The sequence below is a fragment of the Pseudomonas sp. TE12508 genome, from assembly GCF_056279485.1.
The window spans coordinates 448784-474527 of the sequence record NZ_JBWCCN010000001.1 but is presented as its reverse complement, the minus strand read 5'-3'; the positions used below and the strand labels follow the sequence as shown (position 1 = coordinate 474527).

The 25744-nt window shown below is 59.9% G+C and carries 21 protein-coding genes and 2 tRNA genes; 5 read left to right on the top strand and 18 right to left on the bottom strand.

Annotated features, from left to right (window positions below):
* Nucleotides 1-101: 101 nt before the first annotated feature.
* The 6 genes from rplI to rnr all read right to left on the bottom strand — a co-directional run bounded on the left by rplI (nucleotide 102) and on the right by rnr (nucleotide 5893).
* Nucleotides 102-548: a 50S ribosomal protein L9 gene (rplI, locus tag ACZ9IM_RS02020; protein WP_003197251.1), complete on the bottom strand. Its 447-nt coding sequence runs from the start codon at nucleotides 546-548 to the stop codon at nucleotides 102-104.
* Nucleotides 549-567: 19 nt separating this feature from the next.
* Nucleotides 568-1461, bottom strand: coding sequence for a YybS family protein (locus tag ACZ9IM_RS02015; RefSeq protein ID WP_007902692.1), 894 nt, complete (start codon nucleotides 1459-1461; stop codon nucleotides 568-570).
* 36 nt (nucleotides 1462-1497) lie between these two features.
* Nucleotides 1498-1728 carry a 30S ribosomal protein S18 gene (gene rpsR / locus ACZ9IM_RS02010; protein ID WP_002551829.1) on the bottom strand — a complete coding sequence of 77 codons (231 nt, stop codon included), beginning with the start codon at nucleotides 1726-1728 and terminating at the stop codon, nucleotides 1498-1500.
* Between the two features lie 28 nt (nucleotides 1729-1756).
* Entirely contained in the window at nucleotides 1757-2179 is a 423-nt protein-coding gene (gene rpsF / locus ACZ9IM_RS02005) for a 30S ribosomal protein S6 (RefSeq protein WP_007902678.1), read from the bottom strand.
* A 310-nt stretch (nucleotides 2180-2489) separates the two neighbouring features.
* Nucleotides 2490-3257, bottom strand: a complete 768-nt coding sequence (gene rlmB, locus ACZ9IM_RS02000; protein WP_427625131.1) for a 23S rRNA (guanosine(2251)-2'-O)-methyltransferase RlmB — start codon at nucleotides 3255-3257, stop codon at nucleotides 2490-2492.
* Nucleotides 3254-5893 carry a ribonuclease R gene (rnr, locus tag ACZ9IM_RS01995; protein WP_427625130.1) on the bottom strand — a complete coding sequence of 880 codons (2640 nt, stop codon included), beginning with the start codon at nucleotides 5891-5893 and terminating at the stop codon, nucleotides 3254-3256. The genes rlmB and rnr overlap by 4 nt, the downstream gene beginning before the upstream one ends.
* Before the next feature lie 226 nt (nucleotides 5894-6119).
* On the opposite strand from rnr, the gene ACZ9IM_RS01990 reads away from it, so the two are divergent.
* The 4 genes from ACZ9IM_RS01990 to ACZ9IM_RS01975 all read left to right on the top strand — a co-directional run bounded on the left by ACZ9IM_RS01990 (nucleotide 6120) and on the right by ACZ9IM_RS01975 (nucleotide 9369).
* Nucleotides 6120-6206, top strand: a tRNA-Leu gene (locus ACZ9IM_RS01990).
* A 165-nt stretch (nucleotides 6207-6371) separates the two neighbouring features.
* Nucleotides 6372-6458: transfer RNA gene (locus ACZ9IM_RS01985), tRNA-Leu, on the top strand.
* Between the two features lie 335 nt (nucleotides 6459-6793).
* Nucleotides 6794-7804 (top strand): iron ABC transporter substrate-binding protein, encoded by a 1011-nt coding sequence (locus ACZ9IM_RS01980; RefSeq protein WP_476223258.1) that lies wholly within the window; start codon nucleotides 6794-6796, stop codon nucleotides 7802-7804.
* Nucleotides 7804-9369, top strand: a complete 1566-nt coding sequence (locus ACZ9IM_RS01975) for an ABC transporter permease (protein WP_427625128.1) — start codon at nucleotides 7804-7806, stop codon at nucleotides 9367-9369. The genes ACZ9IM_RS01980 and ACZ9IM_RS01975 overlap by 1 nt, the downstream gene beginning before the upstream one ends.
* Nucleotides 9370-9492: 123 nt before the next feature.
* Here the strand turns inward: ACZ9IM_RS01975 and ACZ9IM_RS01970 are convergent, their stop codons facing one another.
* The 12 genes from ACZ9IM_RS01970 to ACZ9IM_RS01915 form a co-directional block, all read right to left on the bottom strand.
* On the bottom strand, nucleotides 9493-11427 hold the full coding sequence (locus ACZ9IM_RS01970) for a methyl-accepting chemotaxis protein (protein WP_476223257.1): 1935 nt from the start codon (nucleotides 11425-11427) through the stop codon (nucleotides 9493-9495).
* Nucleotides 11428-11576: 149 nt separating this feature from the next.
* Nucleotides 11577-12869: an adenylosuccinate synthase gene (locus tag ACZ9IM_RS01965; protein ID WP_008068879.1), complete on the bottom strand. Its 1293-nt coding sequence runs from the start codon at nucleotides 12867-12869 to the stop codon at nucleotides 11577-11579.
* 54 nt (nucleotides 12870-12923) lie between these two features.
* A complete protein-coding gene (locus tag ACZ9IM_RS01960) occupies nucleotides 12924-14111 on the bottom strand; it encodes an ATP phosphoribosyltransferase regulatory subunit (RefSeq protein WP_008068877.1) in 1188 nt (395 codons plus the stop codon).
* 317 nt (nucleotides 14112-14428) lie between these two features.
* Nucleotides 14429-15298 (bottom strand): protease modulator HflC, encoded by an 870-nt coding sequence (gene hflC, locus ACZ9IM_RS01955; RefSeq protein ID WP_038978712.1) that lies wholly within the window; start codon nucleotides 15296-15298, stop codon nucleotides 14429-14431.
* Nucleotides 15298-16470 carry an FtsH protease activity modulator HflK gene (hflK, locus tag ACZ9IM_RS01950; RefSeq protein WP_007902662.1) on the bottom strand — a complete coding sequence of 391 codons (1173 nt, stop codon included), beginning with the start codon at nucleotides 16468-16470 and terminating at the stop codon, nucleotides 15298-15300. Before hflK ends, hflC begins: the two co-directional genes overlap by 1 nt.
* Nucleotides 16471-16566: 96 nt before the next feature.
* Nucleotides 16567-17868 carry a ribosome rescue GTPase HflX gene (gene hflX, locus ACZ9IM_RS01945; RefSeq protein WP_008009827.1) on the bottom strand — a complete coding sequence of 434 codons (1302 nt, stop codon included), beginning with the start codon at nucleotides 17866-17868 and terminating at the stop codon, nucleotides 16567-16569.
* A 12-nt stretch (nucleotides 17869-17880) separates the two neighbouring features.
* Nucleotides 17881-18141, bottom strand: coding sequence for an RNA chaperone Hfq (gene hfq / locus ACZ9IM_RS01940; protein ID WP_007902656.1), 261 nt, complete (start codon nucleotides 18139-18141; stop codon nucleotides 17881-17883).
* A 94-nt stretch (nucleotides 18142-18235) separates the two neighbouring features.
* On the bottom strand, nucleotides 18236-19207 hold the full coding sequence (miaA, locus tag ACZ9IM_RS01935) for a tRNA (adenosine(37)-N6)-dimethylallyltransferase MiaA (protein ID WP_476223256.1): 972 nt from the start codon (nucleotides 19205-19207) through the stop codon (nucleotides 18236-18238).
* The gene (gene mutL / locus ACZ9IM_RS01930) at nucleotides 19207-21105 is read right to left on the bottom strand and encodes a DNA mismatch repair endonuclease MutL (protein WP_476223274.1); all 1899 of its coding nucleotides are present in this window, start codon (nucleotides 21103-21105) and stop codon (nucleotides 19207-19209) included. Before mutL ends, miaA begins: the two co-directional genes overlap by 1 nt.
* Before the next feature lie 8 nt (nucleotides 21106-21113).
* The gene (locus ACZ9IM_RS01925) at nucleotides 21114-22544 is read right to left on the bottom strand and encodes an N-acetylmuramoyl-L-alanine amidase (RefSeq protein ID WP_192345973.1); all 1431 of its coding nucleotides are present in this window, start codon (nucleotides 22542-22544) and stop codon (nucleotides 21114-21116) included.
* The gene (gene tsaE / locus ACZ9IM_RS01920; protein WP_476223255.1) at nucleotides 22545-23015 is read right to left on the bottom strand and encodes a tRNA (adenosine(37)-N6)-threonylcarbamoyltransferase complex ATPase subunit type 1 TsaE; all 471 of its coding nucleotides are present in this window, start codon (nucleotides 23013-23015) and stop codon (nucleotides 22545-22547) included.
* Entirely contained in the window at nucleotides 23003-24502 is a 1500-nt protein-coding gene (locus ACZ9IM_RS01915) for an NAD(P)H-hydrate dehydratase (protein ID WP_476223254.1), read from the bottom strand. Before ACZ9IM_RS01915 ends, tsaE begins: the two co-directional genes overlap by 13 nt.
* A 63-nt stretch (nucleotides 24503-24565) precedes the next feature.
* On the opposite strand from ACZ9IM_RS01915, the gene queG reads away from it, so the two are divergent.
* A complete protein-coding gene (gene queG, locus ACZ9IM_RS01910; RefSeq protein WP_476223253.1) occupies nucleotides 24566-25678 on the top strand; it encodes a tRNA epoxyqueuosine(34) reductase QueG in 1113 nt (370 codons plus the stop codon).
* Nucleotides 25679-25744: the final 66 nt, after the last annotated feature.

The window sequence follows — 25744 nt, the reverse complement described above, 5'->3', positions numbered from 1 at the left end:
GAAAATCAGGAACCGCAGAAAGACAAAGGGCACGACCTGTAAACAGGATCGTGCCCGATGTTACCGGCAAGCACCCGAGGGTGCCAGCCGACAAGTGCTGCTTAAGCTGCTACCACGACAACGCGTACGGTGGCTTCAACTTCGGCGTGCAGGTGCACGGCTACGTCGAATTCGCCTACGTTGCGGATGGTGCCGTTCGGCAGACGAACTTCGCTTTTTGCAACTTCAACGCCAGAGGCGGTCAGTGCATCAGCGATGTCGTGGGTGCCGATCGAACCGAACAGCTTGCCTTCGTCACCAGCGGTGGCAGTGATAGTCACTTCCAGCTCAGCCAGTTGGGCGGCACGGCTTTCAGCCGAAGTTTTACGGTCTGCTGCGGCTTTTTCCAGCTCAGCGCGACGCTCTTCGAACGCAGCCAGGTTGGCAGCGGTCGCAGCGGTAGCTTTGCCGTAAGGCAGCAGGTAGTTACGACCGTAACCAGCCTTAACGTTCACTTTGTCACCCAGGTTGCCCAGGTTGGTGACTTTTTCCAGAAGGATCAGTTGCATGTGAAAATCCTCTTAACTTTTAACCTTCACCGTTCGCGTTATCGGCATCTTTCGGTGCCGAACGACCGCGAAAATCAATCAGGCTGTCGACGATGGCCAAGACCACCAGCAACGGATAGATCAGTTGCATGAACAGCAACAGCGTGACGTACAACCCCACCAGCCAGAATTTGGCCAGTCGCTTTTGCGCCACCAGCCCGTGAATCAGGGCCAGCCCGGCGAACACCAGCGGTACGCTGCACAACGGTGTCAACATGGCCATCTGCGAGCCTAAGTTAGGCCCCAGAAGCATCAACACCAGCAGCAACATCGCCGGCAAAAGCGGGATTCGGATGGCGCGAAACTCGCGACCAAAACCACCCGGGTTGTACAACAACGCCTGCCAGTAGCGCCCGACAATCAGGCTCAGCACACTGACGATTTGCAACAAGGCCGCAATCAGGCCGGTCAGGACCGGTGCAATCAGGGACGCGAAACGCGCTTGCTCGTCTACCGACAATTGCTGATAGACATCACCGAGTAGCGACGGCATGACTTTTATCAAAGCCTGCGCCAGCATCTCGATCTGGGGCGCAAAAGCCGCCCCCAGCACCACTGAAAACACCAACCCCATCGCTATGCTGACCAGCAGCACGCGGTTCCAGGACTCGCTTGCGCGCAAAACCAACGCAAGGCTCGAAGACCCCAGCAGCACCAGAAGTGCCCGTGGGTCGTCGGAGTAAAGCCACCAGATCAACGCCGGCAGCAGTCCCAGAGCAAGAACGCCCAAGGCGTCCTTCAATCCGCGCCGCAGGAGCACAAGGCATCCGGCGGCAGCACCCAACCAATACAACAACGGCAACGTTGCGCATCCGGCCACTACCAGAGTGGCCTGCATACGGCCGCGCATGATGAACTCAGCTAAGGCGCGCATGCATTCAATCCTTTGCTACGTGTCGACTGCCCGGTCTCAGCGGCCGTGGCTGTCGGTGTAGGCCAGCAGGGCCAGGAAGCGGGCGCGCTTGATAGCGGTGGCCAGCTGACGCTGATAACGAGCTTTGGTACCGGTGATGCGGCTTGGAACGATTTTGCCGGTCTCGGATACGTAAGCTTTCAGAGTGTTGAGATCTTTGTAATCGATCTCTTTCACGTCTTCAGCGGTGAAGCGGCAGAATTTACGACGACGGAAGAAACGTGCCATGTAATAGGCTCCTCAAAAGGTCCGTGGATTACTCGTCAGCGTTATCGCTGGCGTCGCTGTCATCACCATCAACGCCTTCGGCGTCGGAGTGCTCAGGACGGTCGCGACGCTCACGGCGCTCACTGCGGTTTTCTTCAGCCTTGAGCATCTCGGATTGGCCGGTAACGGCTTCTTCGCGACGGATGACCAGGTTACGGATCACTGCATCGTTGTAGCGGAAGTTGTCTTCCAGCTCGGCCAGGGCCTTGCCAGTGCACTCAACGTTCAGCATCACGTAGTGAGCCTTGTGAACATTGTTGATTGCGTAGGCCAGTTGACGACGGCCCCAATCTTCCAGACGGTGGATTTTGCCGCCGTCTTCTTCGATCAGCTTGGTGTAACGCTCAACCATGCCGCCGACTTGCTCGCTTTGATCCGGGTGGACCAAAAAGATGATTTCGTAATGACGCATGAATGCTCCTTACGGGTTGTAGCCTGCCGCTCAAAAGCGGTCAGACAAGGAGTGAATGACACTTATGGACTTGCTTGCGATAGACACATGCGTGCCTGCCGTCACAGCAAGGGGCGCAATTGTAGAGAAGGGACAAGAGAGGCGCAAGGCAATTGGTGATTATTTGAACAACCACGATTATTTGCCCAAAACACAAACCACTGTGGGAGCTAGCCTGCTAGCGATGAGGAAATAACATTCAACATTGATGCTGAATGCTACTCCGCCATCGCTAGCAGGCTAGCTCCCACAGGAGAGGTTTACCGCTGAATCAGGACTTCTTGGCAGCAACCTTGGCCTTGGCGCCACGCTGGCGCAGGGCCTCGAACAGGCACACGCCAGTCGCCACGGACACGTTGAGACTGCTGACACTGCCCGCCATTGGCAGACGCACCAGGTAATCGCAAAGATCGCGAGTCAGGCGGCGCATTCCGCTGCCTTCCGCGCCCATGATCAGGATGGTCGGGCCGGTCAGGTCTTGCTGATACAGATCCTGCTCAGCCTCGCCCGCCGTACCGACGACCCACAAGCCACGCTGCTTGAGTTTTTCCAGGGTGCGCGCCAGGTTGGTCACCGCCACCAACGGAATCACTTCTGCCGCGCCGCAAGCCACTTTACGCACCGTTGGGGTCAGCGTGGCTGACTTGTCCTTCGGCACGATCACCGCCAGCGCGCCCGCCGCATCGGCAGAACGCAGGCAAGCACCGAGGTTGTGCGGATCGGTCACGCCGTCGAGCACCAGCAACAGCGGCGCGCCTTCGGTACGATCGAGCAATTCGTCAAGCATCGCTTCGCCCCAGACCTGACTCGGACTCACGTCCGCGACCACGCCCTGATGCACGCCATCTACCCACGCATCCAGCTCACGACGCTCAGCCTGACCGACCGATACGCGATTTTCGGCAGCGAGTTCGATCAGCGTCTGCACCCGCGGATCACTGCGGCCTTCGGCCAGCCAGATCTGCTTGACGCGTTTTGGGTGGTGACGCAGCAACGCTTCTACAGCGTGCACGCCATAGATCTTTTCCAACTGACTCATGACTTGGCCTTAGGTTTGCGCGCCCCGCCGCTTCTGGCGGCTGGAGCGGAACCCGCTTTTGGCGGGCCTTTACGGTGTTTGCTCGGTTTCGCTGGCTTGCCGCCGGAGGCCTTGTCAGGCGCCGACCGCCCGGTCTTTCCCCCAGACGCCGCTTTACCGCCGCTTTTCGCTTCAGACAGCAACGCCTGTTTCAATTCACGACTTTTGCGCAACTCGGCATTTTTTGCCGCGGCATCGCTCGGGCGATAGGCTTCGACAGCCTTTTCCTTGGCAGGACGACGGCCGGTTTTCGCCGGTGCCGGTTCTGCGGCTGTTTTTGTAGAAGGGGCAGCCGGAGCAGCGGTTTCAGTGCCACGCTTCTTGCGGCCGATTGGCGCGCTGATGGTTTTTTCAGCCATCTCGAAGTCGATCTTGCGCTCGTCGAGGTCGACGCGCATGACGCGAACTTCAACGGTGTCGCCAAGGCGGAAGCTGCGACCGGTACGCTCACCGGCGAGGCGGTGGTGTACAGGATCGAAGTGGTAGTAATCGCCCGGCAGCGCGGTGACGTGCACCAGGCCCTCGACGTAAATATCGGTCAGTTCGACGAACAGACCGAAACCGGTCACGGCAGTGATCACCCCCGGGAACGACTCGCCCACACGATCTTTCATGAACTCGCACTTGAGCCAGTTCACGACATCGCGGGTCGCTTCGTCGGCCCGGCGTTCGCTCATCGAGCATTGCTCGCCGAGCTGCTCCAGGATCGCTTCGTCGTACGGGTAGATGCGTGCTTTCGGAATGGTCATCGCGCCGGCACGGCGAACGTGCGGGGTGTCCATTTTCGAATGAATAACGCTGCGGATCGCCCGGTGCGTGAGCAAGTCCGGGTAGCGGCGAATCGGCGAAGTGAAGTGGGTATAGGCTTCGTAATTCAGGCCGAAGTGGCCCTGGTTATCGGCGCTGTACACCGCTTGGCTCAACGAACGCAGCATGACGGTCTGGATCAGGTGGAAATCCGGACGGTCCTTGATGCCTGCCAGCAAAGCCTGGTAATCCTTCGGCGACGGACCATCCTTGCCTTTGTGCAGGGACAGGCCGAGCTCGCCAAGGAAGGCGCGCAGTTTTTCCAGACGCTCCGGTGGCGGGCCGTCGTGAACGCGATACAGCGCAGGGATTTCGTGCTTCTTCAGGAATTCGGCAGTGGCCACGTTGGCCGCCAGCATGCATTCCTCGATCAGCTTGTGGGCGTCATTGCGAACGGTCGGACGGATTTCGGCGATCTTGCGCTCAGAGCCGAAGATGATCCGGGTTTCCTGCGTTTCGAAATCAATCGCGCCACGCACGTGACGGGCCGCCAGCAGAACCTTGTACAGCGCATACAGCTGCTTGAGGTGCGGCAGGACGTCGGTGTACTCACCACGGAGCTGACGCGCTTCGGTAGCTTTCGGTGTCTCCAGCATGGCACTGACCTTGTTATAGGTCAGGCGGGCGTGGGAGTGAATCACCGCTTCGTAGAAGCAGTAGTCGGTCATTTCGCCGGATTTGGAGATGGTCATCTCGCAGACCATGGCCAGGCGATCGACGTGCGGGTTCAGCGAGCACAGGCCGTTGGACAGCTGCTCAGGCAGCATTGGCACGACGCGCTCGGGAAAGTACACCGAGTTGCCACGAACCTGGGATTCGTTATCCAGCGCCGAACCGATTTTCACGTAGCTGGAAACGTCGGCAATCGCCACGTACAACTTCCAGCCACCGGAGAACAGGCGCAGCTTGCCCGGTTTGGCTTCGCAGTAGACCGCGTCATCGAAGTCGCGCGCATCTTCGCCGTCGATGGTCACGAACGGCAGGTGACGCAGGTCGATGCGCTTCTCTTTGTCTTTCTCTTCGACTTCAGGCTTGAGCTTGGCGGCTTCCTTGAGCACCGCTTCAGGCCAGACGTGAGGAATATCGTAGGTGCGCAGGGCGACATCGATTTCCATGCCCGGCGCCATGTAGTTACCCACGACTTCGACCACGTCGCCTTGCGGCTGGAAGCGTGGCGTCGGCCAGTGGGTGATTTTCACTTCGACGAACTGGCCGATCTGGGCATTGGCGTTGCGGCCCGGCGTCACCAGCACTTCTTGCTGGATCTTCGGATTGTCCGCGACGACGAAACCGATACCGCCCTCTTCGAAGTAACGACCGACAATGGTCTCGTGGGCACGGGACACCACTTCGACGATCATGCCTTCACGGCGACCGCGACGGTCGAGGCCGGAAACACGCGCCAAGGCACGGTCGCCATCGAACACCAGACGCATTTGCGCCGGGCTCATGAACAGGTCGTCACTGCCGTCGTCCGGGACCAGAAAGCCGAAGCCGTCACGGTGACCGCTGATGCGGCCCAGGATCAGGTCGAGCTTGTCCACCGGCGCATAAGTGCCGCGACGGGTATAGATGAGTTGAGCGTCGCGCTCCATGGCGCGCAGGCGGCGACGCAGGGCTTCGATCTGGTCTTCTGTGGTCAGACCAAACTCTTCGACCAGCTGCTCGCGGTTAGCAGGCGAACCTCGATCAGCAAGATGCTGAAGGATCAGTTCGCGGCTAGGAATAGGGTTTTCATATTTTTCCGCTTCACGAGCGGCCTCGGGATCGAGGGACTGCCAATCGGCCATTAGAGAGTTTTCACCTTGTCTATATGCGGGTTAGTTTGGCATAGGCGTAATGAAACGGGAAATTTCAGGCTATGACAGCCCATCTAAAGCCCTTTATCGACATCGCAAAGCTGATTTGAATACCACTGGAGAAATTTTCCAGGTTTTTTCGATGCCGGGGGTTTACAGTTAAAAAGACGCTCCGTATAGTGCGCGCCATCGACGACGCACACGCGCTGCCGATACTGCCCAGATGGTGAAATTGGTAGACACGCCAGCTTCAGGTGCTGGTGACCGCAAGGTCGTGGAAGTTCGAGTCTTCTTCTGGGCACCAATTTCGAGCTTGAGATTAGAACAATTTCAAGGCTCACACAAAAACCCGCGAAAGCGGGTTTTTGCATTTAAGGCTTCCGGTTTATTAAAATTAAATCAGGGGTTTACAGATCAAAATGCTCTCCGTATAGTGCGCCACATCAACAGCGGCAACGCTGAAGATTATGCCCAGATGGTGAAATTGGTAGACACGCCAGCTTCAGGTGCTGGTGACCGCAAGGTCGTGGAAGTTCGAGTCTTCTTCTGGGCACCAATTCAAATTCAAGGTCACGATCTTGAATTTCACAGAAACCCGCGAAAGCGGGTTTTTGCGTTTCTGGCTTTCGAAAACCCCAAGCCAATACTTCCCTGTGGCGAGGGAGCTTGCTCCCGCTGGAGTGCGAAGCGCTCCTCATCATTCCAACAGTTACACCGCACTCTCAGGGTTTACGACTGCTTCGCAGCCGAGCGGGAGCAAGCTCCCTCGCCACAAAAACTCGCCCCCGCCCTTCTAGCAAACACTCCTCAGACCCGCAAGACGCACATGAGAAACAATATCGTTTATCATTGTTACAAGTTTTTGCAATGCGACAGCGAGGAACCCTGCGAATGATGTTTCGAAATACCCTGCGCCGCGGCCTGACCATCACCCTGCTCGGCCTGACACTCGCCACTCCCCTCACCCAAGCCGCCGATCCGGTTTCCCTGACACTCTATAACGGCCAACACAAGGAAGTCGGCGATGCCGTCGCCAAAGCCTTCGAAGCCAAGACCGGGATTCACGTCAATGTGCGCAAGGGCAGCAGCAACCAGCTCGCCAGCCAGATCGTCGAAGAAGGTGATCGCTCCCCCGCCGACGTGCTCTACACCGAAGAATCCCCACCACTTAACAAACTCGGCGAACAAGGCCTGCTGGCGAAAACCGACGCCGCCACCCTCGCCGTTCTGCCAAAGGACTACGTCGCCGGCAACGGCACCTGGATCGGTATCACTGCGCGAGTCCGCGTGGTTGCGTTCAATCCCAAGTTGATCGATGAAAAAGACCTGCCCAAGTCGGTAATGGAGTTCTCCGATCCGAAATGGCAAGGCAAAGTCGGCTTCGTGCCCACCAGCGGCGCATTCCAGGAACAGGCCGTGGCGATCATTAAAGTCCACGGCATGGACGCCGCCGAAGAATGGCTCACCGGCCTGCGTGCATTCGGCAAGACCTACAGCAACAACATGGTCGCGCTGAAGGCTGTGGAAAACGGCGAAGTCGCCACCGTACTGGTGAACAATTACTACTGGTTCGCCTTGCAGCGTGAAAAAGGCCAGCTCGATTCGAAACTGCATTACTTTACCGGCGGCGACGTCGGTGGGTTGATCACTGTTTCCAGCGCCGCTGTACTGAAATCCAGCAAACATCCAAAAGAAGCCCAGCAATTCCTCGCCTACATGGCCAGCGAAGAAGGTCAGCGCGTGATCACCCAGACCACCGCCGAATACCCGCTGCACAAAGGCATGGAATCGGATCGCGGCCTCAAGCCGTTCAGCGAACTGCAAGCACCGAACGTCACGCCCGCCGATCTCGGCAACGCCGAAGAAGCCCTGGACCTGGAACGTGACGTTGGCCTGAACTGATGAGCGCATCGTTATCTGCCCCCGCCTTGCGTGGGGGCTACGTGCCACGGCGCAAGCGGCCGTCGATCTGGTTGTTGCTGCCGGTTTTGCTGCTGGTGGTGCTCAGCCTGTTGCCACTGGCTTATGTCGGCCTCAAAACCTGGCAAGCAGGCTGGGCCGAGGCGCTGCATCTGTTGTGGCGCCCTTACGTGCTTGGCCTGCTGCGTAATACGCTGGCGCTGATGGTGGGCGTCACGCTGGCCTGCGGCGTGATTGGCCTGTCGCTCGCCTGGTTGCTGGAACGCAGCACTCTGCCAGGTCGACGGCTATGGGGCGTGATCCTGTGCCTGCCGTTCGCGGTGCCGGCATTTGTCAGCAGCTTCACCTGGGTCTCCCTGAGCGCTCACTTCGAAGGGCTAGGCGGCGCGATTCTGGTGATGACCCTGTCCAAATACCCGCTGATTTTTCTGCCAGTGGCGGCAACCCTGCGCAATCTCGATCCGTCCCTGGAGGAGTCCGCACGAACCCTGGGGCAGAATCGCTGGGGCGTGTTCTTTAAAATCACCCTGCCTTTGCTCTGGCCGTCACTGCTGGCCGGTTCGCTGCTGATTGCGCTGCACATGCTGGTGGAGTTCGGCGCGCTGTCGATCATCGGGCTGCAGACTTTCACGACAGCGATCTACCAACAGTTCGAGCTGGAATTCAGCAACGCTAACGCAGCGATGCTCTCGGCGGTACTGCTGATGCTGTGCCTGGTGCTGCTATGGCTGGAGCTACGCGTGCGCGGCAAGGGCCGACATGTGCGTACCGGTCAAGGCGCGGCGCGGCATGCGGAACAGGTTCGCCTGGGGCCATGGACGACTGTCGGACAGCTTTACTGCCTGCTGCTGGCGATCATCGGCAGCGGCATTCCGCTGGGGATGCTGGCGTACTGGCTGATGGTGGGTTCGTCGGCGGCGTTCCCGGTCGCCGCGATCAGCGAGGCGTTGTTGTCGTCTCTGGCGCTGTCTCTCGGTGGTGCGGCGCTGTGCCTGGTGCTGGCGGTACCGGTGGGATTGTTGGTGGTGCGCCATAAAGGCCGACTGGCAATCTGGGCCGAGCGCCTGCCGTATCTGCTGCATGCGCTACCGGGATTGGTGATTGCGCTGACTCTGGTGTATTTCGCCCTGCATTATGTGCCGGTGCTGTACCAGACCTCCGCGCTGCTGCTGATTGCTTATGCGCTGTTGTTTCTGCCGCTGGCGCAGGCACCGATTCGTACGGCGCTGAACAAGGCAGCACCGCAACTGGAAGAGGCCGCACGCACGCTGGGAGCGTCGTCCTTCAGCGCGTTTTGTCGAGTAACGCTGCCGATCATCTTCCCTGCCTTGGGGGCCGCGTTTGCATTAGTGTTTCTGGATGCGATGAAGGAGCTGACGGCGACGCTGTTGCTGAGTCCGACCGGGCTGAATACGTTGGCGACGGAAGTCTGGGCGCATACCGCGAATGTGGAGTTTGCAGCGGCGGCGCCTTATGCGGCGCTGTTGATATTAGTATCGGGATTGCCGGTCTACCTGTTAACGACCCGAATGTATTTGAGCCGCTGAGATCGCTATCGCGGGCAAGCCAGCTCCCACAGTGTCTTCTGTTACGCACAAAATTGTGAGTTCACAGAAGTACCTGTGGGAGCAGGCTTGCCCGCGATGGCGTCCGCACAAACAATACAAAACTTAAGCCCTGAACTGCCCCAGGCTCGCCTTCAATTGCGCCGCCAAACCATCCAGCACCTTGCCACTGGCCGTGGTTTCCACCACCGCCTGAGCAGCCTTCTCAGCCTGAGCATGAATGGTCTCAACCCGCCCACGCACGGCCTGCGCACCTTGCGCCTGATGCGCCGCAGCCTGTGTCGCCAGACCGATCGCCGCATGCACCTGCTCGACCGACACCTGCACCGACTGCTGCAACCGCGCACTGTCGCGCAACACCAGCAAACCTTCGCTGGCCTGACGCCCGGCCTGTCCGATTGCCGCAACAGCCTCTCGCGCGCCTTGCTGCAACGCAACGATGTGGGCCTGAATGTCGCCGGTTGAGCTCTGAGTCTTGCTCGCCAGTGCCCGCACCTCATCCGCCACCACGGCAAACCCGCGACCGGTCTCGCCGGCACGCGCCGCCTCAATGGCCGCGTTCAACGCCAGCAAGTTGGTTTGTTCGGCGATCCCGTGAATCACCGTCAGCACCACTTCAATCTGCTCACTCTGCTGCGCCAGGCGCTCGATGACTTTCGCACCGGTGTCGACTTGTCCGGCCAATGCCTCAATGAGACTGCCAACTTTCGCCGAGGTCCGAGTGTTTTCATCCGTGGCCTGACGAATGCCCACCACCTGCTGCAAAGCGGCCTGCATGGCGTGACTTTCAGACTGGGCTTCATCAGCCATTTGCGACAACGCGCGCAAGCTTTCGGCCACTTCATCGCGCTGCATGCCCGCCGCGGCATCGGCGCCGGCATTGCGCAGGGTCATGGCGCCGATTTCCACGCCGGTCCGCTGGGCCACATCGCCTGCCTCCCGCACGATCGGCTGCAACTTATCCACAAAGCGATTGACCGCCGAGGCCATGTCGCCAATCTCATCCTGGCTGTTGATCTGCACACGCTTGGTCAGATCGCCCTCACCCGCCGCCAGGTCATCCATGGCAGCGATCAGCAGCTTCAAGCGATTGACCACTCGACGACCCAGCACCACCGCCAGTAACAGCAGCACACCAAAACCTACCAGCGCCAGGCCCATGCCGATGCGCCAGCGTAAAGTCCCCGCAGCTTCCTGCACGGCAGTGGTGGTATTGGCTTTCATTTCAGTGGCGGTAGACTGCGCCGATTGCAGACGCCCGCGCATCGCCGCTGCGCTGTCAGCCGCCGCGCCTTTGAGGCTGTCACCCACCAGTTGATCACTGCTGGCGATCAGCGCCGAGAATCGCTTGTCCAGCGCCGCCACATCGGTTTCCACGGAGGCGGTCGAGACGCCCATCAACACCTTGCCGATCTCCACCCCATTGGGATTGATCGAGGCTTCAAGGTAGTAGACCGACGGATCGCTCTTCGCCGCATCCAGTACCTTGTCCAGCGCCCGCTCGCCCTGGCCTTTTTCCAGAAGCGCCTTGTTGATCGGGTTCTCCCGGTTGAGGTAGCGCGTTAGGTGCTGGCCCGTGGCGTCGTCGTAGACCACGAACAACACATTGGGATTGCGCTGGGCACGGCGAGCGAATTCGGAAAGGGTGGGGATGTCGCTGTCCCACATGGCGCGGGGTGCGACCGAGGCCAGAAGCTGCGCCATGTCGTTGGCCGAATCCTTCAGGTCCTTCTCCAGCGTCGCACGCAGTTGCGCCTGCTCGTCCTTCAGACGCGAAGACAGCCCGGCCGTCAGGCGCTGACGGGTACTGGTGGACAGGCTATCCAGGCTCGACGTGACTTCACGCCCTGCCTGCTCAAGTTCACCAGAGAGCTTTTGGCTGTCGGCGTCCAGTCGCACACCCAAATCAGCTTCCAGCGCAGTCACTGTGCTCCGGGTCAGAGCGACAGCCACCAGCACCTGCACCAAAAGGGCGATACCAAGGGTAACGAACACGGGCCGCAAGAGACGGCTTTGTAACAGTGAGAGAACGGCCGACACTGAAAATCCCTCTGCTTTGACGCCATCAAATTGATAGCACGTCAGAAACGATGCTTTTTAGATGTTCGCAGCAAAGGTCATGCCGTTCGACGGGCATAAACGACAAAGGCCCCAATTAAGGGGCCTTTGTGTTTTACATCAACGACTTATTAAGCGAACGGGTGACGCAGAACGATGGTTTCGTTGCGGTCCGGGCCCGTCGAAATAATGTCGATCGGCGCACCGACCAACTCTTCGACGCGTTTGATGTAGTTGCGTGCAGCCTGAGGCAGCTCTTCCAGGGTTTTGGCACCGACGGTGGATTCGGTCCAGCCTGGCATTTGCTCGTACACCGGCTCCAGGCCAATGTAGCTATCGGCGTCAGTCGGTGCATCGATCACTGCACCGTCCTGGTTCTTGTAGCCCACGCAGATATTGATGGTTTCCAGACCGTCCAGCACGTCCAGCTTGGTCAGGCACAGGCCCGAAATGCTGTTGACGTCGATGGCGCGACGCAGGATGACGGCGTCGAACCAGCCGCAACGACGGGCACGGCCGGTAGTAGCGCCGAACTCATGGCCACGCTTGGCCAGGAAAGCACCGACGTCGTCAAACAGTTCAGTCGGGAACGGACCCGAACCCACACGAGTGGTGTAAGCCTTGGTGATGCCGAGGATGTAATCCAGGTACATCGGGCCAAAACCCGAACCGGTGGCGATGCCGCCCGCGGTGGTGTTGGAGCTGGTGACGTACGGATAAGTACCGTGGTCGATGTCCAGCAGGGAGCCTTGGGCGCCTTCGAACATGATGTCTTTGCCAGCGCGACGCAGCTCGTGCAGTTCAGCGGTGACGTCGACCATCATCGGCTTGAGCAGCTCGGCGTATTCCATGCACTCGTCGAGTGTTTTCTGGAAGTCGATTGCCGGTTCTTTGTAGTAATTGACCAGTACGAAGTTGTGGTAATCCAGCAACTCGCCCAGCTTGGCGGCGAAACGCTCGCGGTGGAACAGGTCACCGATGCGCAGACCGCGACGGGCAACCTTGTCTTCGTAAGCCGGGCCGATGCCGCGACCGGTAGTACCGATTTTCAGCTCGCCACGGGCCTTTTCACGGGCCTGGTCCAACGCTACGTGGTAGGACAGGATCAGCGGGCAGGACGGGCTGATACGCAGGCGCTCGCGTACCGGTACGCCTTTCTCTTCCAGCTTGATGATTTCCCGCAGCAGGGCGTCGGGTGCAACCACCACGCCGTTACCGATCAGGCACTGCACGCCTTCGCGCAGCACGCCCGACGGGATCAGGTGCAAGACGGTTTTTTCGCCGTCGATCACCAGGGTGTGACCAGCGTTGTGGCCACCTTGGTAGCGCACTACGGCGGCAGCATGTTCGGTCAGCAGATCAACGATCTTGCCTTTGCCCTCATCACCCCATTGGGTGCCCAGGACTACGACATTCTTACCCATAACACTTGTCCTCATTCGCGCAAACTTGGTGCCGGCGGCGGCCGGCAGGAAAACTCAAGAAGCCAGCGGCAATACTTGCCAAAGCCCGTTCTGCTGAATCAATTGCCGGTCGCAGTCCGCTTCACGGGCGGCGGCCAAAAGCTGCCCAGGCAATGCCTGAACGACACGCTGACCCTCACTGCGCAACTGGCAAACCTGCTGCCAGAGTGCTGCATCCGTACTGTCAGGCATCCAGATACCGCCAGACGGTAGCTCGATTTCAGCACGCCCCAGGGTCACCAGGGTTTTCAAATCGGTAGAGAAACCAGTTGCCGGACGGGCACGACCGAAGTCGGCACCGATGTCGTCGTAACGACCGCCCTGAGCAATGGACTGGCCAACCCCCGGTACGAACACGGCGAACACTACACCGGTGTGGTAGTGGTAGCCGCGCAACTCGCCCAGGTCGAAATACAGCGGTAATTCCGGGAAACGCGTGGACAGACGCTCGGCAATTGCCAGCAAATCGTCCAGGGCCGCCAGCACGGGTGCCGGCGCATTGGCCAGACGCTCACGCGCTGCGCTGAGCACCTCACGACCGCCACACAGGTCGACCAGCGCTCGCAGCATGCCCGACAGATCGGCAGGCAGGCCTTCGGTCAAGGTAATGACCTCGTCGATGGCTTTACGTTGCAACGCATCGAACAACTGTTGCTCGACTTCGCCGGACAAACCGGCGGCGCGGGCCAGGCCACGATAGATGCCGACATGGCCGAGGTCCATGTGCACATCCGGCACATCGGCCAGTTGCAGCATGGCCAGCATCAGGCTGATGACTTCCACGTCGCTGCTCGGGCTGGCATCGCCGTACAACTCGGCGCCCAGTTGAATCGGGCTGCGCGAGGACGACAAGGCACGCGGTTGAGCATGCAGCACGCTGCCGGCATAACACAGACGGCTCGGCCCTTCGCGACGCAGGGTATGCGCATCGATGCGCGCCACTTGCGGCGTGATGTCGGCACGGAACCCCATCTGCCGGCCCGACTGCGGGTCGATGACCTTGAAGGTACGCAGATCGAGGTCTGAGCCCGCACCAGTCAGCAGGGATTCCAGGTACTCGATATGGGGAGTCACGACAAACTCGTAACCCCAGCTCTGGAACAGATCCAACACCTGGCGACGCGCTATTTCGATGCGCGCAGCTTCTGGTGGCAGTACTTCTTCGATGCCATCTGGCAGCAGCCAGCGGTCTACCGTTGCCATTACGCCATTCCCCTATGATCCGGGCGACAAGCCTTTGGGCGAGCCTTGAGTGAAGCAGAAAATGATCGGCCCATGCACACAAACCGCGCGCATGGACAACGGGGCGAAAAGCCTGAAACCGGCTTCGCCAACCACTTTCCTCGAAAAACCTGTCGAGTCATTCAACTCGAGTGCCTGCATAAAAACAGCAATCAAACGTGCAGACGCAAAAAAGCCGGGAATTTCCCGGCTGCCGCATCATACACACGTTTTCCCAAAGGATCACCCCGCCCGAGGTTTTAGCCGCCAGGCGGGGGATGATTCAGGTCAACGCCGTATCAAGGCTTGGCTTTTTCCAGGTAACGGAAGAAGTCGCTGCCCGGGTCCAGGACCATGACGTCGGATTTGTTCGCGAAGCTTTCACGGTAGGCACGCAGGCTACGGTAGAACGCGTAGAACTCCTGATCCTGACCGTATGCCTTGGAGTAGATAGCAGCAGCCTGGGCGTCACCGTCACCGCGAACCTCTTCAGATTCACGATAGGCTTCAGCCAGCAGCACGCGGCGTTGACGGTCGGCGTCGGCACGAATGCCTTCGGCCAGCTCGTTACCCTTGGCGCGGTGCTCGCGAGCTTCACGCTCACGCTCGGTGCTCATACGTTCGAACACGCTGCGGTTCACTTCCTTCGGCAGGTCGATGGTTTTGACCCGGACATCGACAACTTCGATGCCCAGCTCTTTTTCCGCCATCTTGTTCAGCGAGTTGGTGATGTCAGCCATCAGCGCATCACGCTCACCGGACACTACTTCGTGCAGGGTGCGCTTACCGAACTGGTCACGCAGGCCCGATTCCAGACGACGGGAAAGACGCTCGTCGGCAATCTGCTTGAGGCCGGAAGTCGCGGTGTAGAAGCGCTCGGCATCTTTCACGCGCCACTTGGCGTAGGCATCGACCATTACGGCTTTCTTTTCCAGCGTCAGGAAGCGTTGTGTCGGTGCATCCAGTGTCATCAGGCGTGCGTCGAATTTGCGCACCTTGTTCACGTAAGGCACTTTCACATGCAGGCCCGGCTGAACATCGGCCTGGACCACGCGACCGAACTGCAGCATCACCGCGCGCTCGGTCTGAGCCACGATGTAGAAGCAGTTCCAGGCAACGATCGCCACGACGACGCCGATAATAAGGGCGATCAGCGATTTATTGCTCATCAGCGACTCTCCCTGGTACGTGCTTGCTGTTGCTGCAGATCAGCTGCCGCACGCGCATTCACTTCATTGCTGCTGGCTGCCGCACCGGTCACCGGAGCGCCGGGGCTGCGACCACTGTCGATCATCTTGTCCAGCGGCAAGTAGAGCAGATTGTTCTGGCCATCCTTGTTGCCGGTCACGAGAACCTTGCTGGTGTTGCTGAAGATTTCCTGCATGGTGTCCAGATACAGACGCTGGCGGGTGACTTCAGGGGCCTTGCGATACTCGGCCACCAGCTTGGTGAAGCGATCGGCCTCACCCTTGGCGCGAGAGACGGTCTCGTCGCGGTAACCGTTGGCATCCTCGAGGATGCGCTGGGCCTGACCACGGGCTTCCGGCACGACACCGTTGGCGTAGGTTTCAGCCTGGTTTCGCGAACGCTGCTCGTCTTCACGGGCGCGGATCACGTCATCGAAGGCTTCCTGGACTTCACGCGGTGCAGCTGCGCTCTGTACGTTGACCTGGGTGACGGTGATACCGGTGCGGTAGGTATCGAGGAAGCGTTGCAGACGCTCCTTGATTTCGCTGGCCATCAACTCACGACCTTCGGTCAGCACCTGATCCATGGCGGTAGAACCCACCACGTGACGCAAGGCACTGTCGGTTGCATGTTGCAGGCTGATTTCCGGCTGATCGACGTTCAGTACGAAGTCTTGCAGGTTGCTGATCTTGTACTGCACGGTCAGCGGCACTTCGACGATGTTTTCGTCTTCAGTCAGCATTTGACCCTGCTTGGTATAGGCACGCTCACGCGTGACGTTTTCCATGTACTTGCGATCGATCGGCGGGAAATAGATGTTCAGGCCCGGGCCGACGGTTTCATAATATTTGCCGAAGCGCAGCACTACGGCTTGCTCCTGCTCGTCGACCACGTAGACAGCGCTGTACAGCCACACAGCCGCCAGCACGACCAGGCCGATGCCGAGCAGGCCGCCGAAGCCGCCACTCTTGCCCGGGCGACCGCCCTCGTCACCGCGTTTTTTACCACCACCGAACAACCCGTTCAGGCTTTCCTGCAGCTTTCGGAAGGCCTCGTCGAGATCCGGTGGTCCCTTGCGGTCGCCGTTATTGCGGCGCTTGCCACCCCAAGGATCCTGATTATTCGAGTTGCCACCCGGCTCATTCCAAGCCATAGCGCTCTCCATCTGATAAAGCAAAGACGCACCCACGGCGCGCCGACCAATGCTACAGAATGCCTGTCACTGCGGCACAACCGCTTTCTCAGGCTTTTATTGCAAAGTGTGTTGCTCGATGAATTCCATCGGTTGCAGACCTTCGCGGCTCACGAGTCGATTCAGTTCGATCCGTGGCAAGCGAACGGCCAGCAAGCTGATGCCTTCTTCGTCGTGTTCTTCTTTTTGCACCGCACCCAGTTCGAAAAACTGCGCACGCAGTCGAGCAAAACGTTGCGGCAAGCGCAAGGTGCCAACAAACAAATCACTGCCTAACAGTTCGGCCACGGCCTGCTTGAGCAGGTCAAGACCGGTACCATCCTTGGCCGATAACCAGACCCGCTGCGGTTTGCCATCGGCATCGCGCTGGATCTGCGGCTCAACACCCTCGAGCAAATCGAGTTTGTTGTATACCTCAAGGATCGGCAAGTCTTGTGCCCCGATCTCCCCGAGCACCACCATGACCTGTTCAATCTGGGCCATACGCTCAGGCTCATGAGCATCGATCACATGCAGCAGCAGGTCGGAGTTGCTCGACTCTTCGAGCGTAGCCCGAAATGCCTCGACCAGTTTGTGCGGCAGGTGGCGAATGAAGCCTACGGTGTCGGCCAGCACGATCGGCCCGAGGTCGTCGAGTTCGAGTCGGCGCAAGGTCGGGTCGAGGGTAGCGAATAACTGGTCGGCGGCGAAGACATCGGAATCGGTGACCGAGTTGAACAGCGTCGATTTGCCGGCGTTGGTGTAACCCACCAGTGAAACCGTCGGAATGTCAGCACGTTTGCGCCCGCGACGAGATTGCTCGCGCTGGCTGCGGACCTTTTCCAGGCGCCCCTTGATCTGCCGCAGGCGAACCCGCAACAGGCGCCGGTCGGTTTCCAGCTGGGTTTCACCCGGGCCGCGCAGACCGATACCGCCCTTCTGCCGCTCAAGGTGAGTCCAGCCACGAACCAGCCGCGTACTCATGTGTTCAAGCTGAGCCAGTTCAACCTGGAGCTTGCCTTCATGGGTGCGGGCGCGTTGGGCGAAGATATCGAGAATCAAACCCGTGCGGTCAATCACGCGGCACTCGAAAATACGTTCGAGGTTACGTTCCTGACTGGGCGTGAGGATGTGATTGAAAATCACCAGATCGACCTGTTCGGCGCTGACCAGATCGCGTAACTCTTCGACCTTGCCGCTGCTGATCAGGGTTTTGGCGGTTGGCCGATGACGCGGCACGTTAAAAAACGCGACGGTCTCGGCGCCAGCCGAAATTGCCAACTCCTGAAACTCCTGCGGATCTTCGCGCGCCTCAGGGTCCTGACCATCCAAGTGAACGAGAATTGCCCGTTCACCACCACCGTGGCGCTCAAAGAACAAAGGAGACTCCTATCAGGCGTTACCTGGCTCAGCGTCACCTGCTTCGGATTCGGTTGCGCTAGGCAGACGAATTGGACGAACCGGCACCACTGTAGAGATAGCGTGTTTGTAAACCATTTGGCTAACGGTGTTTTTCAGCAGGATAACGAACTGGTCGAAAGACTCGATCGTACCTTGCAGTTTGATCCCGTTGACCAGGTAGATGGAAACCCCCACTTTCTCTTTACGTAAAGTATTCAAGTAAGGGTCTTGTAGCGAATGCCCTTTTGACATGTGCCGCACTCCTTTAAGGATTCAATATAAAAAATAGGTAAACAGATGGCTTGGGGCCGTCACACCCCCAAGGATAGACGGCAATTGCAAGGACTCAGCTCAATATGGAGATGGTCCCAAGGTATTTCAAGGCGCGCGGCAGATTGTCGCAATCGAGGCTGTCCAACCAGTGTAAATCAGCCCAACTGCGTAGCCAGGTGAACTGGCGCTTTGCCAATTGGCGCGTGGCAATGATTCCACGCTCCTGCATCTCGGCTTGCGTCAGCTTGCCATCCAGGTAATCCCAGACTTGTCGATAACCTACAGCACGTATAGACGGCATCCCCGAATGCAGGTCACCTCTATCTCGCAGGGCTACGACCTCGTCGATGAATCCCTGTTCCAACATATTTGTGAATCTTTGTTTAATACGCTCGTGCAGTACCTGGCGATTTGCCGGGGCGATAGCCAAGTTCGCGACAGTATAGGGCAATTGTTGCAGTCCCGAAGCGGCTGCTTCAGTACTTTGCGCAGATTGTCGCAAGCGTAGCTCAGTCATGCTCTGACCACTGACGCGATAAACTTCCAGCGCGCGACTGAGGCGCTGCGGATCGTTCGGATGAATTCGCGCGGCCGATTGCGGATCGATGACCGCCAATTGATCGTGCAGGGCTTGCCAGCCAAGGCGTGCAGCTTCTTCTTCGATTTGCGCGCGCACCTCCGGATCGGCCGCCGGCATGTCGGCCAGACCTTCGAGCAAAGCCTTGTAGTAGAGCATTGTGCCGCCTACCAGCAGCGGAATTTTGCCCCGAGCGGTGATCTCTGCCATGGCCTCAAGCGCATCGCGACGAAAATCCGCAGCGGAATAACTCTCGGCCGGGTCGAGAATATCGATCAACCGATGCGGAAATTCGGCCAACAACTCTTTGGAAGGCTTGGCGGTGCCAATGTCCATGCCACGGTAAACCAGCGCCGAATCGACGCTGATCAGCTCGCAGGGCAGGACCTTGGTGAGTTCGATGGCCAGGTCGGTCTTGCCGGCAGCCGTCGGCCCCATCAGGAAAATCGCAGGAGGGAGCTGGCTCATCAACGACCGCGCAAAAACAGTTTGTCCAGATCGTCCAGGCCCAGTTGGGTCCAGGTCGGTCGGCCATGGTTGCATTGACCGCTGCGTTCGGTGTTTTCCATGTCCCGCAGCAGACCGTTCATTTCCGGCAAGGCCAGACGCCGATTCGCGCGAATCGCGCCGTGGCAGGCCATGGTGCCGAGCAGTTCGTTCAGGTGTGCCTGAATCCGGTCGCTGGTGCCGTATTCCATCAAATCCGCCAGAACGTCGCTGACCAGCCGATTGGCTTCCGCCTGCTTCAGCAAGGCGGGAATTTGCCGGATGGCCAGCGACTCCGGGCCAAGGCGCTGCAATTCAAAGCCCAGCCGCTGGAACCACGCGACGTGTTCTTCGGCGCAATCGGCTTCGCGCTGACTGACCGCCAGGGACTCTGGCACCAACAGCGGCTGACCGCTCAGGCCTTCGCTGGCCATGGCGATTTTCAGGCGTTCGTACATGATCCGCTCGTGAGCGGCGTGCATGTCCACCAGCACCAGGCCTTGGGCGTTTTCCGAAAGAATATAGATGCCCTTGAGCTGCGCCAACGCATAGCCCAGCGGCGGAATGTCATCCTGCCCGGCCGGCAGCGCGACCGCGTTGGCTTCGGGCAAAGGCGCGAAGAACTCACGGTAGGCCGCTTGAGCTTCGGCGACGGGCACGCCGGACTGAGGCCGCGGCGTGTATTGATACTGATAACCGGCGCCAGCACCCGAGCCAGCCGGCGTGCTGAATGACGGTTGGGCCTGAGGCTGTTCCAGCAGCGCATTGGCCGCCAGACGCATTTCGCCCTGCGGACCGAACTCACCGGCTTCGATGCCGGTCGGCCGCACCATCGCGGTCGCGACAGGCGCGGCCAGATGATCTTCCGGCCGCACATCGCCGAGAGCGCGGTGCAAAGTGCCATAGAGGAAATCGTGAACCATGCGTCCGTCACGGAAGCGTACTTCGTGCTTGGTCGGGTGCACGTTGACGTCGACGCCCGCCGGATCGACTTCGAAAAACAGCACGAACGTCGGGTGCCGACCGTTGAACAGCACATCGCGATAAGCCTGGCGCACCGCGTGGGCCACCAGTTTGTCGCGCACCGCGCGGCCGTTCACGAAGAAATACTGCAAATCCGCCTGGCTGCGGTTGAAGGTCGGCAACCCGACCCAACCCCACAAATGCAGGCCATTGCGCTCGATCTCGATCGGCAGCGCCTGCTCCAGGAAACCCGCCCCGCAGATCGCCGCCACACGCCGGGCGCGGGCCGCGTCATCGTGGGCTTCGTGCAGGCTGAGGATGGTTTTGCCGTTGTGGCGCAGATGGAACGCCACGTCGAACCGCGCCAGCGCCAGACGCTTGATCACTTCTTGCAGGTGATCGAATTCGGTTTTTTCGGTCTTGAGAAACTTGCGGCGCGCCGGCGTATTGAAGAACAAATCGCGCACTTCCACCGAAGTCCCCACCGGATGAGCTGCCGGTTGCACCCGCGGCGCCATGTCCCGGCCTTCGGTTTCCACCTGCCACGCCTGATCGGCATCGCGAGTGCGGGACGTCAGGGTCAGGCGCGCCACGGAGCTGATGGACGCCAGCGCCTCACCACGAAACCCCAGGCTCATCACCTGTTCAAGGTCTTCCAGGTTACGAATCTTGCTGGTGGCGTGACGGGCCAGAGCCAAAGGCAGGTCATCGGCAGAAATGCCGCTGCCATCGTCGCGCACCCGCAGCAACTTGACGCCGCCCTGCTCCACATCGACATCGATGCGTTTGGCACCGGAGTCGAGGCTATTCTCCAGCAACTCCTTGATCACCGAGGCCGGGCGCTCGACCACTTCACCGGCGGCAATCTGGTTCGCCAGCCGCGGGCTGAGCAGCTCGATGCGCGCAGCATTGGTCAGCACCTGGTTCATTCTTTGGCCGCCAGTTCAGTGCCGGGGATGGTCAACGTCTGACCAATCTTCAGCTCGTCGCTCTTGAGGTTGTTAGCGCTGCGCAAGGTGGCCGGAGACACCTGATAGCGCACGGCGATCATTGCCAGGGTTTCGCCGGGATTGACGCGATGGTCACGCGGGCCCTGGGCGATTTTGCCGGAATCACGCAGCCAGGCGATGTAAGTGCCCGGCGGTGGATTCTGCTGGAAGAACTGCCGTACGCCGCTGCTGATTGAACGCGCCAGCGCCTGCTGGTGGTTCGCTGCGGCAAGCTTGGAAGCTTCATTGGCGTTGGAGATAAACCCGGTTTCCACCAGAATCGACGGGATGTCCGGCGACTTCAGCACCATGAACCCGGCTTGCTCTACGCGCTGTTTGTGCAGCGGCGTGACGCGGCCGATGTTGCTCAAGACTTTCTGGCCAACGTTGAGGCTCGACGTCAGGGAAGCGGTCATCGACAAATCGAGCAGCACGCCGGCCAGCATGCGGTCCTTGTCGTCGAGGCTGACGTTGCCGGCACCGCCGATCAAGTCGGAACGGTTTTCGCTGTCGGCCAGCCAACGGGCGGTCTCCGACGTAGCGCCGCGGTCGGACAGGGCGAACACCGACGCACCGAACGCGGCGGCCGAAGGCGCGGCGTCGGCGTGGATCGAAACGAATAGATCGGCGCCCTTCTTGCGGGCGATTTCGGTACGACCGCGCAACGGAATGAAGTAGTCGCCGGTGCGAGTCAGTTCGGCGCGGAAGCCTTTCATGCCATTGACCTGACGCTGCAGTTCACGGGCGATGGCCAGCACCACGTCTTTCTCACGCTGACCGCGAGAGCCCGAGGCGCCCGGGTCTTCGCCACCGTGGCCGGCATCGATCACCACAATGATGTCGCGCTTGCCGGCTGGGGCGGGCGGCAATTTGATCGAAGGCTCGGATGGTGCGACAGGGACCGCAGGTAACGTCGCCACAGACGGCGTTGGCGCAGGCGGTGGCGCGGCGTCGGCCGCGTTGTCGAACAGGTCGACGACCAGGCGATTGCCGTATTGGGCGTTTGGCGCCAGGGTGAAGCTTTTTGGCGTGACGGCTTTTTTCAGGTCGATGACCACCCGCAGGTCGGTCGGCGTGCGCTGAGCCGAGCGCATCGCGGTGATCGGGGTGTTCGAGGTATTAACGTTCAGTGGTGCGCCGAGAGTTGCACCATTAATGTCGATCACCAGCCGATCCGGGGAGGTCAGGGTAAAAACGCTGTGCTGGACAGACCCTGTCAGGTCAAACACCAGTCGCGTGTTGTCCGGCGCCCGCCACAGGCGAACACTGTTGACCTTCGTCTCGGCCACAGCGTCGACGGTCACCGCCAGAAACAACAATCCTACGGCAGCAACCAACGCGCGAAAGCGCATACCTAACCCCATCATTTATTTGGATTCCAAGGCCAAAGCGGCACACCACGACTCGCCACGCGAGCCTTGCGGCAAAATTTTCAGCGTACGCCCGCTGTCTTGCGGGCTAATGGTAATGGTCAGGTCGGGCTTTGGCAAAAAGCCTGCACCGTTGCGGGGCCATTCGATCAGGCACAGTGCATCGTCTTCGAAATAGTCGCGGATGCCGAGGTACTCCAACTCCTCCGGATCGACCAGTCGATAGAGGTCGAAATGGAAGGCGCGGACCTCCCCAATTTCGTATGGCTCGACCAGGGTGAAGGTCGGACTTTTTACTGCGCCTGCGTGCCCCAGCCCCCGGATAATGCCCCGGGACAGCGTGGTTTTCCCGGCGCCCAGATCTCCCTCGAGAAAAATCAGACCGTGCCCTTCAGTGGTTTGTGCGATGCGCGCACCAAACGCGGTCATCGCCTCTTCATCAGCCAGGTACAGGGTTACTTCAGACACGGTGCTTGCTCCTCCAACAACTGACGAATGGCTGGAATCAGATCACTGGCCGCCAGCCCGCGGCCGAATTTACCTTGTTGCTCGCCGGCATTGGCGTGCAACCAGACCGCCAGGCATGCCGCGTCATACGCATCCATACCCTGAGCGAGCAAGGCGCCGACCAGCCCGGCCAGCACATCGCCCAAACCGGCAGATGCCATGGCCGGATGGCCCTGATGACACAACGCCAGACGCCCGTCGGGGCTGGCGATCAGGCTGCCGGCGCCTTTGAGCACCACGACAGCTGTAAACTTTTTGCTCAATGCATGGGCAGCGGCCGGGCGGTCGGCCTGAACATCGGCCGTCGATAGCCCCAGCAATCGCGCCGCCTCGCCAGGGTGCGGCGTGATAACACAATGGGCGGGCAAATTCACGCCACCTTCGGCCAACAGGTTCAACGCATCGGCGTCCCAGACTTGCGGCAACGGCGCATTGGCTGCGGCCGACAGCAGACTGCGCCCCCAGGCGGCCTGCCCCAGCCCTGGGCCGACGACCAGCACCGTGACCTTCTCAAGCAGCCCCATCAATTGATTGGCCGACGAAGTGCCGAGCACCATAGCTTCTGGCAAACGTGCCAAGGCGGCTGGAACATGTTCGTTGCGGGTGGCCACAGACACCATGCCGGCGCCGCTGCGCAAAGCACTTTGTGCACCGAGCAGGATGGCGCCGCCAAAACCGCGATCACCGCCGATCAGCAATACGTGGCCAAATTTGCCTTTGTGGGCAGTTGGAGCGCGACCGGTCAGACGCGGCACATTACCGGCCGTCAGGCGACGAGCACTGACCGTGGCCCCGATAAACGTCTCAGGGGCGGCTAGCAGATCATTGAATACCAAATCGCCAACCACATCCGCAGCGTCACCGGTGAACAGACCCAGCTTCAAACCGATGAACGTCACCGTGAGGTTCGCTCGAACCGCAATGCCGAGCTGGCGCCCCGTATCGGCGCACAACCCCGAGGGGATATCCACCGCTGCAACCGGCAGCCCACTGGCGTTGATCGCGGCGATGACACTGGCGTATGGCTCGCGCACTTCACCGGTCAGGCCGGTGCCGAGCAAGGCATCCAGCACAATGCCGCGTAATTCGCAGTGCGCGTTCCAGCCTTGAATGGCGACGCCTTCGGCTACTGCCTCGGCATGGGCCGCAGCGGCATCGCCCTGCAAACGCCCGGGATCACCGGCGGCCAGCACCCGCACATGCCAGCCGGCACGTCGGGCCAACACAGCCACTAGGTAACCGTCGCCCGCATTATTGCCGTGGCCGGCCACCACGCTCAATTCGTGGGCCGTGGGCCAATGGCGGACCAGCGCGCGCCAGGTCGCCCGCGCCGCACGTTGCATCAATTCGAAGCCCGGTGTACCGGCCGCAATCAGGCTCGCATCGAGCCCTCGGACTTGCGCGGCGCTATACAGCGCGTCGGGTAATTCATCTTTAGTGTGCGGCATGCGTCTTCAGGCTCCGATGTCTGGCAGAATTATACGCACCTCAGCTCCGGTTTCTCTCGCCTCATGCCCGCTATTACCACAGACCTGCCCGCCCTCGCCCAATCCATCAAGGACTGGGGCCGCGAGCTGGGCTTTCAGCAAGTCGGCATAAGCGGCCTCGACCTGGCCGAGCATGAGCAGCACCTGGAGCGCTGGCTCGCGGCCGGCTACCACGGCGAAATGGAGTACATGGGCGCCCACGGCAGCAAACGTTCGCACCCGGAAGAACTGGTGCCCGGCACCTTGCGAGTCGTTTCCCTGCGCATGGACTACCTGCCGGGTGACACCGAAATGGCCAAACGCCTGGCCGAACCGGAAAAAGCCTACGTCTCGCGTTATGCCTTGGGCCGCGATTACCACAAATTGATCCGTAAACGCGTGCAACAACTGGCAGAAAAAATTCAGGCAGTGATCGGCCCGTTCGGCTACCGCGCCTTTGTCGACAGCGCCCCGGTACTGGAAAAAGCCATCGCCGAACAGGCAGGCCTAGGCTGGATCGGCAAAAACACGTTGGTCTTGAATCGCAAGGCCGGCAGCTACTTCTTCCTCAGCGAACTGTTCGTCGACCTGCCGCTGCCGGTGGACCCGCCTCACGCCACCGAACACTGCGGTCGCTGCACCGCCTGTCTGGACATCTGCCCGACCAACGCCTTTGTCGGTCCGTATGTACTGGACGCCCGACGCTGCATTTCGTACCTGACCATCGAACTGAAAAGTGCGATTCCTGAAGATTTACGGCCATTGATCGGCAATCGGGTGTTCGGTTGCGATGACTGCCAGATCGTCTGCCCGTGGAACCGCTTCGCCCGACCTTCCGGCGAAAGCGACTTCAAACCTCGGCACAATCTGGACAACGCCGAACTGGCCGAACTGTTCATGTGGGACGAAGAAAAATTCCTCAGCAGCACTGAAGGTTCGCCGTTACGCCGGGCGGGTTACGAGCGCTGGCTGCGAAACCTGGCGGTTGGCCTGGGGAACGCGCCGTCGAGCATTCCGGTGCTGGAAGCGTTGAAGGCTCGCAAGGATTACCCGTCGGATCTGGTGCGCGAGCATGTCGAATGGGCTTTGAAGCAACATGAGCAGCGCGCTGGCAACCTTTGGAACTCGACCTTAACAAATAGGGTAATTAGACGATGAATTACCCCATTTGAAGTCGAATTACCCCGTTAAGAGTAAATCGCACACACGACCAGCAACCTTCGA

What these genes read in the sequence shown, in the direction of transcription:
- ACZ9IM_RS01975 (WP_427625128.1), top strand. Translation starts at nt 7,804, where the DNA reads ATGAGCGCATCGTTATCTGCCCCCGCCTTGCGTGGGGGCTACGTGCCA.
- ACZ9IM_RS02015 (WP_007902692.1), bottom strand. Translation starts at nt 1,461, where the DNA reads ATGCGCGCCTTAGCTGAGTTCATCATGCGCGGCCGTATGCAGGCCACT.
- rpsF (WP_007902678.1), bottom strand. Translation starts at nt 2,179, where the DNA reads ATGCGTCATTACGAAATCATCTTTTTGGTCCACCCGGATCAAAGCGAG.
- ACZ9IM_RS01925 (WP_192345973.1), bottom strand. Translation starts at nt 22,544, where the DNA reads ATGATGGGGTTAGGTATGCGCTTTCGCGCGTTGGTTGCTGCCGTAGGA.
- miaA (WP_476223256.1), bottom strand. Translation starts at nt 19,207, where the DNA reads ATGAGCCAGCTCCCTCCTGCGATTTTCCTGATGGGGCCGACGGCTGCC.
- hflC (WP_038978712.1), bottom strand. Translation starts at nt 15,298, where the DNA reads ATGAGCAATAAATCGCTGATCGCCCTTATTATCGGCGTCGTCGTGGCG.
- rplI (WP_003197251.1), bottom strand. Translation starts at nt 548, where the DNA reads ATGCAACTGATCCTTCTGGAAAAAGTCACCAACCTGGGCAACCTGGGT.
- ACZ9IM_RS01960 (WP_008068877.1), bottom strand. Translation starts at nt 14,111, where the DNA reads ATGGCAACGGTAGACCGCTGGCTGCTGCCAGATGGCATCGAAGAAGTA.
- rnr (WP_427625130.1), bottom strand. Translation starts at nt 5,893, where the DNA reads ATGGCCGATTGGCAGTCCCTCGATCCCGAGGCCGCTCGTGAAGCGGAA.
- queG (WP_476223253.1), top strand. Translation starts at nt 24,566, where the DNA reads ATGCCCGCTATTACCACAGACCTGCCCGCCCTCGCCCAATCCATCAAG.
- hfq (WP_007902656.1), bottom strand. Translation starts at nt 18,141, where the DNA reads ATGTCAAAAGGGCATTCGCTACAAGACCCTTACTTGAATACTTTACGT.
- rpsR (WP_002551829.1), bottom strand. Translation starts at nt 1,728, where the DNA reads ATGGCACGTTTCTTCCGTCGTCGTAAATTCTGCCGCTTCACCGCTGAA.
- ACZ9IM_RS01965 (WP_008068879.1), bottom strand. Translation starts at nt 12,869, where the DNA reads ATGGGTAAGAATGTCGTAGTCCTGGGCACCCAATGGGGTGATGAGGGC.
- ACZ9IM_RS01980 (WP_476223258.1), top strand. Translation starts at nt 6,794, where the DNA reads ATGATGTTTCGAAATACCCTGCGCCGCGGCCTGACCATCACCCTGCTC.
- ACZ9IM_RS01915 (WP_476223254.1), bottom strand. Translation starts at nt 24,502, where the DNA reads ATGCCGCACACTAAAGATGAATTACCCGACGCGCTGTATAGCGCCGCG.
- hflK (WP_007902662.1), bottom strand. Translation starts at nt 16,470, where the DNA reads ATGGCTTGGAATGAGCCGGGTGGCAACTCGAATAATCAGGATCCTTGG.
- rlmB (WP_427625131.1), bottom strand. Translation starts at nt 3,257, where the DNA reads ATGAGTCAGTTGGAAAAGATCTATGGCGTGCACGCTGTAGAAGCGTTG.